Annotated in this window: 13 protein-coding genes; 5 read left to right on the plus strand and 8 right to left on the minus strand. The window is 56.6% G+C overall.

Annotated features, from left to right (window positions below):
• The 8 genes from mraW to SMC7_RS04290 all read right to left on the minus strand — a co-directional run.
• Positions 1-188: 16S rRNA (cytosine(1402)-N(4))-methyltransferase (gene mraW, locus SMC7_RS04255; RefSeq protein WP_119089112.1), on the minus strand; the 188-nt coding region annotated here is incomplete at its 3' end.
• Positions 185-628, minus strand: coding sequence for a division/cell wall cluster transcriptional repressor MraZ (mraZ, locus tag SMC7_RS04260; RefSeq protein WP_119089113.1), 444 nt, complete (start codon positions 626-628; stop codon positions 185-187). The genes mraZ and mraW, both read right to left, overlap by 4 nt.
• A 65-nt stretch (positions 629-693) precedes the next feature.
• Positions 694-1,728, minus strand: coding sequence for a tRNA 2-thiouridine(34) synthase MnmA (gene mnmA, locus SMC7_RS04265; protein WP_119089114.1), 1,035 nt, complete (start codon positions 1,726-1,728; stop codon positions 694-696).
• Between the two features lie 96 nt (positions 1,729-1,824).
• Entirely contained in the window at positions 1,825-2,562 is a 738-nt protein-coding gene (gene ricT, locus SMC7_RS04270; protein ID WP_119089115.1) for a regulatory iron-sulfur-containing complex subunit RicT, read from the minus strand.
• A complete protein-coding gene (locus SMC7_RS04275) occupies positions 2,555-3,481 on the minus strand; it encodes a hypothetical protein (protein ID WP_119089116.1) in 927 nt (308 codons plus the stop codon). Before SMC7_RS04275 ends, ricT begins: the two co-directional genes overlap by 8 nt.
• Before the next feature lie 191 nt (positions 3,482-3,672).
• Positions 3,673-4,764, minus strand: coding sequence for a molecular chaperone DnaJ (dnaJ, locus tag SMC7_RS04280; RefSeq protein ID WP_119089117.1), 1,092 nt, complete (start codon positions 4,762-4,764; stop codon positions 3,673-3,675).
• A gap of 45 nt (positions 4,765-4,809) precedes the next feature.
• Positions 4,810-6,663: a molecular chaperone DnaK gene (gene dnaK / locus SMC7_RS04285; RefSeq protein ID WP_119089118.1), complete on the minus strand. Its 1,854-nt coding sequence runs from the start codon at positions 6,661-6,663 to the stop codon at positions 4,810-4,812.
• Positions 6,664-6,709: 46 nt separating this feature from the next.
• Positions 6,710-7,354, minus strand: coding sequence for a nucleotide exchange factor GrpE (locus tag SMC7_RS04290; protein WP_119089119.1), 645 nt, complete (start codon positions 7,352-7,354; stop codon positions 6,710-6,712).
• Positions 7,355-7,560: 206 nt separating this feature from the next.
• Here SMC7_RS04290 and deoC point away from each other — a divergent pair, with 206 nt between their 5' ends.
• The 5 genes from deoC to SMC7_RS04315 form a co-directional block, all read left to right on the plus strand.
• Positions 7,561-8,235, plus strand: coding sequence for a deoxyribose-phosphate aldolase (deoC, locus tag SMC7_RS04295; RefSeq protein WP_119089120.1), 675 nt, complete (start codon positions 7,561-7,563; stop codon positions 8,233-8,235).
• A 6-nt stretch (positions 8,236-8,241) separates the two neighbouring features.
• Entirely contained in the window at positions 8,242-9,009 is a 768-nt protein-coding gene (gene recO, locus SMC7_RS04300) for a DNA repair protein RecO (protein ID WP_119089121.1), read from the plus strand.
• A gap of 4 nt (positions 9,010-9,013) precedes the next feature.
• Positions 9,014-9,862 (plus strand): glycine--tRNA ligase subunit alpha, encoded by an 849-nt coding sequence (locus tag SMC7_RS04305; RefSeq protein ID WP_119089122.1) that lies wholly within the window; start codon positions 9,014-9,016, stop codon positions 9,860-9,862.
• Positions 9,855-11,930, plus strand: coding sequence for a glycine--tRNA ligase subunit beta (gene glyS, locus SMC7_RS04310; protein WP_165845134.1), 2,076 nt, complete (start codon positions 9,855-9,857; stop codon positions 11,928-11,930). Before SMC7_RS04305 ends, glyS begins: the two co-directional genes overlap by 8 nt.
• A 17-nt stretch (positions 11,931-11,947) precedes the next feature.
• Positions 11,948-12,813, plus strand: an 866-nt coding sequence (locus SMC7_RS04315) for a PEP/pyruvate-binding domain-containing protein (protein WP_279386261.1), incomplete at its 3' end; no start/stop codon positions are given.

Consider the following 12,813-nt stretch of genomic DNA (forward strand, 5'->3'; position numbering starts at 1 on the left):
GCAATGGCAAGAACCGCTGCATCAACGTCTATCATGAAAAGCGTCCCTTCGCTAGAAAGTTGGCGCCCAACCTCATATGCGTGTCCGCCTTCCCCTGTCGTGCAATCCAGATAGGTTCCATGTGGTCGAATCTGCAAGTATGTCGTGACTTCGCCCAAGAGGACCGGGGTATGTGCAAACTCAGTCATCTGGCCTGCAAAGCTCCAATATTTTGTTCGAAAACCTTCTCCGCTTTAGACCGGTAGGTATCCCAGATATGAACGTCCCAAATCTCCAGGTGCGTCAAGGCACCGGCGAATACGACCTCTTTGTCAAGTGAAGCATACTCACGCAGGTGCTGAGGTATCGAAATACGACCAATCTTGTCGAGTTCAACCGTTGCAGCTCCGCTGAAAAGAATGCGGACGAAAGCCCGATTGTCGGATGAGACAGGGATGAGATCACCATAGAACCGCTCGATGATAGAGGTCCACACTCTGTCATCAAACAGGTAAAGGCATCGATCCATGCCCTTGGTGAGAACGTAGGGAGAGCCGGTGTCGCACCGGTAGTGGGCAGGAAACATTGTTCGCCCCTTGTCGTCCACGGAGTAGCGGTATTCGCCGATGAAACAGTTCTCCTTGTTCATGGCGTAAGTATACCACAATTTCCCACTTTTTACCACAATTCGTGCAAGAACGCCAAGAACAAGTCCTAGACTATCGTTCCTCCTCCAAGTATACACCGACTGTCGTAGAAGACAACCGCTTGTCCCGGAGTGACTGCAAACAACGAATCGACCAGATGAACGGAGACCTTATCCTCAGAAACCCTATCGATACAGCCTTTGACTGGCTTTGACCTGTATCGTGCCACGACGTTTGCGCTGAAGTGCAGCGACTTGCCGGTGGGAAGGTGCTGCCATTTCAGATCGATGGCTTCAAACACATCCCTCATGCACGCACTCCGCTGCCCGATGACCAGCTCGTTTGTAGCGTGTCGCTTCTCCACGACATAGAGCCGTGTTGCGGCACTGATGCCGAGGCCCGACCGCTGGCCGACCGTATATGACGCCAGTCCCTGATGTGTCCCGATGACGGTTCCATCCGTCAGGACCACGTCTCCGGGCACACATGGCAACCGACGACGGACCTCTTCGCTGACCAGACCTTCTACAAAGCACAAATCCTGACTCTCGCGACTTGCCAAGAGATCAGGACTGAACCATCGTGAGGCCAGTGCCATCACGTCGCTCTTGACGCGCCCTGCGAGAGGGAAGATGGCCCTCCGACGCTGCTCTGCCGAAAGTCGGTACAGGAAATACGACTGGTCCTTTGCCTGGTCCATGCCGCGGCAGATCTGGTCCCCATCCTCGCTGTGGACGATTCCCGCGTAGTGACCGCTCGCAACAAGGTCGGCATGCAGCTCATCGGCTACATTAAGCAGTCCCTGCCACTTCACGTGTTCGTTGCAGAACACACAAGGATTTGGGGTGACCCCTCCGGCTACTGCCTGCCAGAACGGCTGGACGACCTGGCAGTCGAAGGTGTCTTTCACGTCGACATTGTGCCAGGAAATTCCAAGGTACTCGCACTGGGCCTTCGCCCGTCGCGTGGAGCCGGCGTCACAGCAGGCACTGTACTGAGAGAGGTGCAGGGTGACCCCGATGACATGTTCACCAAGCTCTTTCAGGAGCAACGCAGAGACAGCAGAGTCTACCCCTCCGCTCATTCCGACCACGACGCTCATGAACAGAATCTAACCACTAGACAGGCTCCTGGAATCGCAACAGCAACGGCCATCCTGGTTGCACTGCGGAATCCTGTGACATTCGAGCCACGTCCACTACTGGGTGGCTCCTTCCTTGGGTTTCTTCTTGACGTCAAGTCCTGACGCATCGGCGTACTCGTAGGTCTCGTATCTGAGGCAGCACATCAGCTTGCCACAGACGCCCGTTATCTTGTTAGGGTTCAAGCTCAGGTTCTGCACCCGGGCACACTTGAGACTGACCGGTTTGATCTCCTTGAGGAAACAGTTGCAGCATAGCTCGCGCCCACACATGCCCACCGTGGCAAAGAAACGGGTTTCATCGCGAGAGCCGATCTGCCACATCTGCACCTTGGCCTTCAGCGACCGGGACAGAGTGGACACGAGGGCCCGGAAGTCGACACGGGTCTCGGCCGTGAAATAGAACACATATTGTTTGCCCGAAAACGAGAGCTCACAGTTTACGAGGTGGATAGGGAGTCTGATCGCCCGCACCTGCTCCTTGCACAGAATCACCGCTGCGTCCTGTTTTCGCTGGTTCTCCTCAAGACGCTCGACGTCGGTCGGAGCAAGTTTGCGAATGTACTTAAGGCCACCCGCCGCCCGCTTCTTACCTGATGCGTCGTGCCTTGGATAGCCGATGATGACGTGTATCAGCTCCTTGTCGCTACCAACTGCAAGGACTCCGTCACCAGGGAGCAACGCAACACTATCGCTGACTTCGACCATGTACGTCTGGTACGACTTGGCTGAGCGAGCGCTCAGATAGCGTACCGAGGAACAACTCGCCGGCAACATATAGGTGGAATCATTCATGAGTGGTCATTCTCCTCAGCTCCAGTAGAGCGTTTGTCAGGACAAGTTCGGGGTTCACGTTCTGTTCAATGTGCTTCAGGCGCTCCCCCAGGTGGTCCAGAAAGAGCCCAACCCTGGATTCGTCCAGCACGAAGTTCACGCGGGCCAGTTCAGGTTCAGTAGAGAGTGATATGCCTGCCAAAGGGGGAACCTTGCCCCTCGCCCGCAGAACACTGTCCATAAAAAGTGCGAGCGTCTGCAAACCCGCCGTCGCGTTGTCCCGGAGACTGTTCTGACTGGCCATCCTGAGAAGGCGGCCAACGGTCTCGGAGAGGCTTACGTTTGCCTTGGCGAATTCCAGCAGGACTTCGAGGCAGGCGTCCTCGCCAGGTGCGGATGCCGCATTCTGAAGATCCGCGGCCACCTGAGTACTCCGCTCGACCTTTATGACCTGGACCCGCGATCGAATCGTGGGCAAAACACGCCTGCTATTCTGAGAGAGCAGCAGGAAGACGTTGCCCGGGACCGGTTCTTCGATGGTCTTGAGCACTCGGTCGGCTGCTACGTCTGTGAAGAAGTCCACTCCGCGGAAAACACTGACCTTGAGGCAACCCGACGCAGTCTTGACCGACGCATACGAGATGAATTGGTCGACGATGTCGACACTAAGGAAGCCTGAGTCTCCAAAAACCCTGATGTTTGCCGAACTTCGTGCATCTATCTCACGGCACGACGAGCACGTGTCACAGAATTCCCCCGGACCATGGTCGCCCCGGCAATTGCCCGCCTTGGCAAGAGCGGTCGCCAGCGCAAGCTTGGCGTACTCATCTCTGCCCACGAGAAGATATGCATGTGCCAGTCTGTGTGAGACGAGAGCTGCCTCAAGACATCGAGTAGCTGGACAGTCAGCGACCGAATCACGGATCCGTTTCGCTGGCATCGGCTATATGTCCCACAATGTTGTCTCTGATTCCCTCACGCTCATCTCCATCAGCCTGTCCACGTCTGCTCAGGGCTGCCGACATCAAGTATACACGCCACGCACTGCCTGTGCAATGAACGAATGCCAGACCGACAACGAAAAAACGGGCCGGCAGAATCCAGGCCCGTTTTGTGTGTGCCTCGACGTGACTACTTCTCGATATCGGCAAGCTGCTTGTAGAGCTTCCGTTGCTCAGTCGTGAGCGTCTTGGGGACACCTATCTCGATACGAACGATGTAGTCCCCCCGGCGGCGTTCTCCGACCGTCTGAGCTCCTTTTCCGCGAATCCGTACCTCGGTACCATGCTGACTTCCGGCCGGTATCGTCACTGTCTCTGTTCCGCCTTCCACGAGAGGAACTGAGAGGGTCGTCCCAAGTACAGCCTTGGCAGGCGACACTCGGACGGTGTGATACAGGGAACTCCCTTGCCGTTCAAACCGGGAATCATGCTCGACGGTTATGAAGAGGTACAGGTCGCCGGACTGGCCACCATGCTTGCCTGCATCTCCTTGCCCTGCGATACGTACTTTCATGCCACTGTCGACACCTGCAGGAATCGTCACCTCAATGGTCTTGTCGGCCTTGGTGACACCAGAACCCTTGCAGGCTGGGCATGGCGACTCTATGACCCTGCCTTCGCCGCGGCACGTGGGGCAGACCCCCGCAGTGACGACACGCCCGAAGATGGTGTCTTGAACCTGACGGACCTCGCCCCTGCCATTGCAGGTGGGACACGCCTTGGGGGACGTACCTGAAGCCGCTCCAGTGCCGTGGCAGGTCACACACGTATCGTACCGTCTGACCTGGATTTCTTCCTTGACACCGAAGACAGCCTGTCCCAGCGTAAGAGTCATGCTCACGCTGAGGTCCCGTCCATGCGGCGTCTCCTCGCTCTGCTGACGACCAAACCCTCCCATGAAACTGCCAAAGAGGTCCCCAATGTCAAAGCCCCCGAACGTCTGGCCGGAGCCGCCCCCCTGAGGAGCCCAAGCCTGGCCCGCGCCAGGGAAGCCGGTGGGGCCAGCCTTGCCATAGGCATCATACTGCTGTCGCTTCGCAGGATCACTCAGCGTATCGTACGCCTCGTTGACGTCCGACATGTTCCTGGGTGCTTGGGGATCATCCTTGTGGAGGTCGGGATGATACTTCTTGACCAGTTCACGGTAGGCCTTCTTGATATCATCCTGGGAGGCCCCCCTGGGTACTCCCATAACGTCATAGTACTCTCGATCAGTCGCCACGTCGACCTCCACTCAGGAATAAGCGCTTGACTCGAATTGCCGTTCCTATTGCTTCGGAGTCCCCTGACCCTCGACGGTTTCTCCGTCCTGCGGGGGCTGCTGAGCCTCAGATTGATCTTCCTGAGCAGCTGCCGGTCCCTGCTGGCCAGCCTGACGCTGCAAGTCCTCGGTAACCTTAGAGAACGCACTGTTCACTTCGTCGATTTTTGCTTCGATGTCCGAGGTCTTGTTGTCGCGCACCAGGTCCTCGAGTTCGGTGAGCTTCTTCTCTGCTTCTGCCTTCACGTCCGGTGAGATCCTGGCCACGTTCTCTGTCAGCGTCTTGCGTCCGCTGAACACAATCTGATCCGCGCGGTTCTTCAGCTCAACTTCTTCCTTGACTTTCTTGTCCTGATCAGCGAACTGTTCCGCCTCGCGCTTCATCCGCTCGATCTCGTCATCGTTCAGTTTCGTCGCATTCTCAATGGTGATATGCTGTTCCTTGCCAGTAGCCTTGTCCTTAGCAGTGACATGGACGATACCATTTGCGTCGATATCATAGCTGACCTCAATCTGTGGTTCGCCACGGCGGGCGGGCGCGATGCCGTCGAGGATGAAGCGTCCCAACGACATGTTGTCTTTCGCCATCGGGCGTTCGCCCTGCAGGACATGGATCTCGACCTGCGTCTGACTGTCACTCGCTGTGGTGAAGGTCTGGGTCTTGGAGATAGGCACGGCGGTATTACGCTTGATCATCTCGGTGAAAACGCCACCGAGCGTTTCAATGCCAAGCGTGAGCGGGGTGACGTCAACCAAGACCATCCCACTCTTGACTTCGCCGCCCAGGATGCCGCCCTGGATCGCAGCACCCATGGCAACGCACTCCATGGGGTCGACGCCACGCTCGGGAGTCTTGCTGAAGTAGCTCTCGACGAACTTCTGAACAATAGGCATCCTGGTCGGGCCACCGACAAGGATAATCTTGTCAATCTGCTGCGGCGTGAGACCGGCGTCGGCGAGAGCACGGTTGACGGGTTCACGGCACCTCTCGATGATGGGCTGGACCAGAGACTCGAGCTTGGCACGCGTAATGGGCATGACCAAGTGCTTTGGACCATTCGCGTCTGCAGTGATGAAGGGCAAGTTGATGGTTGTCTCGAAGGTTGTCGAGAGTTCGACCTTGGCCTTTTCCACGCCCTCACGAAGGCGCTGCATGGCCATCTTGTCGGCACGCAGATCGATACCGTTCTGACTGTGGAAGTCTTCTGCAACATAGTTCAGAAGAGCATTATCCATGTCGGTTCCACCGAGTTGGGTGTCACCCGACGTCGACTTCACTGTGAAAACGTTTCCTCCGAATTCCATGATGGTCACGTCCAGCGTACCGCCACCAAGGTCGAAGACCAGGATCTTGTGTTCACCCTCTGTCTTGTCAAGTCCATAGGCAAATGCTGCGGCAGTCGGCTCATTAATCAGGCGGACAACCTCGAGCCCGGCGATTTCGCCTGCATCCTTGGTCGCCTGGCGCTGCGCGTCGTTGAAGTATGCGGGTACGGTAATAACCGCCTTGGATACCTTCTGCCCAAGGAAAGCTTCGGCGTCATTCTTGATCTTGCGAAGGATGAACCCACTGATCTGCTGCGGCGTGTAGGTCTTGCCGAAGATGCTGACCGTGTAGTCGGTTCCCATCTTTCGTTTGATGGCCTGAATCGTCGTCTCGGGGTTCAGAGCTGCCTGGCGACGCGCCGGCTCTCCAACGAGCACCTGCCCATCTTTGGTAAACGCGACGTAGGATGGGACAGCCTTTCCTCCAATGCTGACACCTTCCGCCGCCGGCACGATCGTTGGCTTGCCACCGACCATGACAGCTGCTGCAGAATTTGAAGTTCCAAGATCTATACCAATAATCTTCTCTTCCATGTTCGACAAACCTCCCTAGTTAGAATACCTTACAACAAGAACCTGGTCAGTTTTCACCAGTATCACTGCTCTCGACGACTGCCTGAGGTGCTGAGGCGACATCCACCATCGCCGGCCGCAGCAACATCTCCCCTAGCTTGTAGCCATCACGAAGGACTCTTACGACCGTATTGGCAGGCGCACCCGAATCGGTAACGACATGGGCTATTTCGCACGTCGCGGAATCATAGACACTGCCCTCCAGCCCCTCTAGCTTGTGGACTCCATTCCTGGCGAGAAACTGGTTTAGTTGCCCGAGGACAGCCTGAGAACCTACGAGGAGGCTCGAATCGTCCTGAGTCCCTTCACCATGCTTCACGAGCTGGTCGAAACTATCGACGACTGCAAGGAGATCAAGAAACAGTGCCAACTTGGTCCTGGCTTCAAAGGAATTCTTGTCACGCTGAAGCGTCGCCTGTTCGCGGATGCGCAGCATCTGCTCCTCATGTACAGCGCTATTGAGGCGCTCTACTTCCTGCTGCAACTCACGTATTCTGAACCCAAGCGTTCTCAATGCCTCCCCTCCGTCACCTTCTTCATGGTCGGGAACCGCATCCAATGGCACCTCAGGCGCGGACTGAACACCATTTGCCTCGTCACTGTCTGTGCCTCGTTCTTCACCAGCAACATAGGACCTGCTTCGGTTCATCATATGTAGGCTCTCCGGTCAATTTTCGCCATAAAGGCTGCATGCAGCCTTGAACTCTCTGGGCGTTAGCACTCTCGCCATATGACTGCTAATCGTCCCACAATTGTAATGCAAAGCATGCTGGTGTCAAGCGCTCAGTCACCACAAACCGTTGATTTCTGGCGCAGTAACGCGATAATATAGAGGATTCAAATACTTGGAGGCAATCAATGTATACCGATCAGATTACGAGGAAGGAGCTCGCCAGCTTCATGGATCACACTCTCCTCAGGCCCGATGCAACTTGCGCTGACATCGAGCGGCTATGTGCCGAAGCCATACAGCTCGGAACGGTGGCGGTATGTATCAACTCGTCCATGGTTGAGACCGCCTCTGCCTCCCTGAATGGGTCTGATGTACGCGTGGTGTCTGTCGTGGGCTTTCCGCTTGGCGCGCCTCTGTCGGCTGCCAAAGCGCGGGAGACTGAGTTGGCCATCCGCCACGGAGCGTCGGAGATCGACACGGTTATCCAGATCGGGTGGCTCAAGGAAAAGAACTACCGCGGAGTTGCACAGGACATCGCAGCAGTTGTCGAATCGGCCGGAGACGCTCTCGTGAAGGTCATTATCGAGACCTGCCTGCTTACCGATGAGGAGAAACGGGTGGCATGTGCCATCGCCGTCTCGGCCGGAGCAGGGTTTGTCAAGACGAGCACCGGCTTCAGCAAGGCAGGTGCTACAGAAGACGACGTCAGGCTGATGCGTGAGGTCGTGGGGGGCCTCTTCGGCGTGAAAGCCGCAGGAGGTATCCGCGATCTTCACACTGCCATCGCTATGCTCAACGCGGGCGCGACCCGCCTCGGGGTTTCTGCATCTGCCGCCATTCTTGCGGAGGCACAGCAGTAGCACTCAATGGTCTATCACTGGACGCTCGCCTCCATTCTCAATGCTTCGAGGGTAGGAGAGAAGGACAAACGCCTGGTGCTCTTCTCCAGAGAACTGGGCAAAGTCACGGCTGTTGCTCGAGGGGCAGCAGCCCCAGACGCGAAGTGGTCAACCTCGTTCGAACCTTTTTCGCTCCTCTACCTCCGTCTGTACGACCGTTCCCACTTCCTGACTGTAGTCAGTTCGGAGGAACGAGTAGTCTACACCGGTGTCCTATCGTCTCTGTCGAGGTCGCTGAAAGGCATGGCAATGAACCAGCTGGCAGAATGCGTTCTTGAGCCATCCTCGGAGGAACCGGGCTTGTTTGCCGCCTACGTTACGGCTTTATCGAGGCTCAACATCGCGGTGAATGCCGTTGAGGAGGACAGAGCCTTTCTGCAGTTCACCCTTGATGTCCTCACTGAACTCGGTTTTGGTATCAGTTCTCTACATTGTGAACGGTGCGGAGCAGCACTGGACGAGAATGTGCACTTCTCCATGAGAGACAATGCCTTTCATTGTCCCCCCTGTGCGACAACTGAAACAGATGTTGTCCTCTCTCCGGAGCTCGTCAGCTTTCTTCGGACCGGAGAAGGCAGCATCGATGCGCGTCGTACGCTCATGGGTATTGCACTGACGCTGCGACTGTTGAGGTCTGCTGCCAGCAAACTGGCCGTCACACAAGCCTTCGAGCGATTCGCGCAGAACGCTGCTACACTGTTTCACGTCGACGCAAGAGAAGAACCCAAGGAGTGATGCCATGAACTTTGAAGAAATGGTTTCCAAGTTAGAGCGCTTCTGGGAAGACGAAGGCTGCACGCGTCTGTTCCCGTATGATCAGGAGGTAGGGGCGGGTACGCTGAGCCCATATACATTCCTGCGAGTCCTGGGGCGCAAACCCTGGAAAGCCGTCTACGTACAACCGTCACGACGTCCAGCAGACGGTCGGTACGGCGAGAACCCCAACCGTCTTTACATGCATCACCAGTTGCAGGTCATCATCAAGCCTCCCACCACGGACATCCAGGACACCTACCTGCGAAGCCTCTACCTGCTCGGTCTCAAGCCAGCCGAACACGACATCCGGTTCGTCGAGGACAACTGGGAGACGCCAGTACTCGGGGCCGCGGGCGTCGGCTGGGAAGTCTGGCTCGACGGCATGGAAGTAACGCAATTCACGTACTTCCAGCAGGCAGGCGGCCAGGAAGTCCCCGTTGTGGCAGTCGAGATAACGTATGGTCTCGAACGGCTCGCCATGTTCGTTCAGGAGAAGAAGAACGTCTACGAGCTGGAATGGCATGAAGGCGTCACCTATGGAGACCTGCGACAGCAGGTCGAGCGCGAAAACAGTATTTACTCGTTTGAGCAAGCCGACATTGAGGCGCTCGTCACGATGTTCGACCTCTGCGAAAAGGAGTCCCAACGCATGATCGACAAGAAACTCATCACTCCCGCCTACGAGTACCTCCTGAAATGCTCACATACGTTCAACATCCTTGATGCCCGTGGCACCGTCGGGGTTTCTCAGCGTATGGCATATCTTGCCCGCGTGCGCCGTCTCGCGTACGGTTGCGCGGACCTCTACCTGGAGAACGAAAACCATGAGTGACCTGCTGATCGAGATCTTGACTGAGGAACTTCCGGCACGTTTCGTGGACAACGCTCGGGCGCAACTGGTCGAACATGTCACAACACACCTCGACGAGTCCTTCATCGTGCATGGAGATATCCGTGGCTTTTCCACGCCACGGCGGCTTGTTGTGCTAGCTAGGAACGTCAAGGAGCAGACGGAAGCCCGAACCATGGAAGCAAAAGGACCGGCCAGGGCGTCGAGCTATGACGCTCAGGGAAGTCCCACGCCGGCTCTGCTCGGCTTCTGCAGGGGGCAGGGCGTAGACCCTGCCGACACGTATACCGTGGACGTCGCCGACAAGTCATACATTTACGCCCGGAAAACAGTTGCGGGGCAGAAGTCCTCTGAACTCGTCGAGGCCTTTCTCCCTCGCCTGCCCCACGAAATTACGTTCCCCAAGATGATGCACTGGGAGGAGTCCGGGTTCCAGTTTGCGCGCCCCATTCGCGGATTGCTCGCGCTACTTGGCGTCGAAGTCCTTCACTGGGAAATAGCCGGAGTACAGAGCTCGAACACCACCTTCGGCCTCCGCGTCGGCAAACCGAAACCAATAACAGTAGCGTCACCGGAAGACTACATGCGACGGCTGCGCGAAGCATTCGTCATCGTGGACCCTGCCGAACGCCGCCGCCTGATCGAAAAACAGGCAGACAAACTGTTGAAGCCTCTTGGCTTCAAGCTCGGAGACAATATGAGCGATCTGCTGGACGAGGTCGTGAACCTTGTCGAATACCCGTCCGTCTTCCTGGGAGACCTCCCGAAAATAGCGACCGAGCTCCCCGAAAGCGTCGTCCGTTCTGTGCTCCAGCAACAGATGCATTCTTTCCTGGTGTACGACCAGAATGGGAACGTCGTTCCACACTTCCTGAGTGTGCGCAACGGCCTTACCGACTTCATCGACATCGTGCGACGAGGCAATGAGAGCGTCGCAAAAGCCCGTCTTCTGGATGCAGCCTTCTTCATCCAGGAAGACATGCGTGAGCCTCTGGAGGCATATGTGGGCCGATTGGATACCCTGATCTTCATGGACAAGCTCGGCACCATGGCCGCCAAGACTCTGCGGCTCGAGCGACTGGCAGCCTGCACGACCGTGTACGCTTCGGTGACGCCGGAAGAGGAAGCAACGCTCTTCGCCGCAGCCCACCTCTCCAAAGCAGATCTTGCTACCAGCATGGTAAAGGAGTATACATCGCTCCAAGGGGAAATCGGTGGCGTCTATCTTTCGCGTGCTGGCGGTTCACCAGACATCGTGTCCGCCATTCGTGAGCAGTACGTGCCTCGCTCTCCTTCGGAAGACATTCCAGCAACGAGAGTCGGCCGACTGCTCGGCATCATCGACAAGGTCGACACACTCACAGGGATCCTTGCTACCGGTTTCAACCCTTCCGGGTCAGAAGACCCCTACGGCCTCCGGCGTGCCGGCAACGGCATTGTCCGCACAATCGTCGAGTCACGTGAGTCTGTGGACCTGGAGATTCTTGTGAAGAAAGCAGTCGAGGGGTATCAGGCAACTGGATCCCTGCCGCATCCTGAAGACCTGCAGCAGAAAGTCTTGGACTATCTGAAAGGACGCATTACTCAGTATTTCAAGGAGAAACAGCTGACCAGGGAATTCGCCCCACTCGAATACCTCCCGCTCGTCGAACTGGGTTCCATCCCCGAACGCATGCAGGCGCTGCATGAAGCGGCCGGCGGCGCCGTACTCGTGACTCTTGCGGATAGCCATCGCAGGATACAGAACATTACCAAGGGGCTTCCTGCTGCCACGAGCCTGCCTGCAGACTTGCTGCTGACGGATCCCGAGGAACTTGTACTCAGACAGTCAGCCGAGGCTGCTGCACCGAGAATTCTCCAGTTCCTGGCAGTGCGGAAGTATCCAGAGGCCATCCGGACGTGCGAGGAACTCGCCGTTCCTGTCACAGTTTTCTTTGACCGCATCCTCGTCATGGCCACCGACGAACGCGTGCGAAGCGCACGTTTATTGCTTTTGTGCTACCTGAAGTATATACTTGGACTTGTTTGTGACTATTCCAAGCTAACCTAGGCCTGACAGGAGGAACCATGGACCAGCGGAAGTTTGTCTACGATTTCGAAGAAGGCAGTAAGGAGATGAAGACCATCCTCGGAGGAAAGGGAGCGGGCCTCGCAGAGATGACAAAAATCGGGCTTCCCGTACCTCCCGGTTTCACGATCTCGACGGAGATGTGCCCCGAGTACCTCAAGATCGGCGAGATCCCTGAGACTCTGAAGAATGAGACCAGAGAACATCTTGCCAGACTCGAAGGCAAGCTTGGCAAGAAGTTCGGCTTAGCGCAGAACCCGCTGCTCGTGTCCGTCCGCTCAGGTGCGGCAGTCTCGATGCCTGGCATGATGGACACGATCCTCAACCTCGGACTCAACATCGAGACCGTTGAAGGTCTTGCGACTCTGACTGGGAACCCGCGCTTCGCCTGGGACTCCTACCGCAGGTTCACGCAGATGTATGGCAACGTCGTGCTAGGTATCGAGCACAACGACTTCGAGAACATACTTGCAGAGCAGAAGCAGCTTCAGGGTGTCACACTGGATACAGACCTGTCCGTCGACAGCCTGAAGGCTCTCGTCCAGAAGTACTTTGCGCTTGTTCAGGAAAAGACGGGCAAGCCCTTTCCACAGGACCCGATGGACCAGTTGCTCGGGGCAGTGGGCGCCGTTTTCCGCTCATGGAATACCGAGCGAGCCATCACCTACCGAAAGATCGAGAAAATCAGCGGTCTTATTGGTACGGCGGTCACGGTTCAGTCCATGGTCTTCGGCAACATGGGCAACGACTCGGCAACAGGCGTCTGTTTCACCCGTGACAATTCCACCGGAGCCAAACACTTCTCGGGCGAGTATCTTGTCAACGCCCAGGGTGAAGATGTGGTCGCCGGCATTCGCACGCCAAA

It is taken from the genome of Candidatus Cryosericum terrychapinii (genome assembly GCF_003570925.1).
Classification (GTDB): domain Bacteria; phylum Caldisericota; class Caldisericia; order Cryosericales; family Cryosericaceae; genus Cryosericum; species Cryosericum terrychapinii.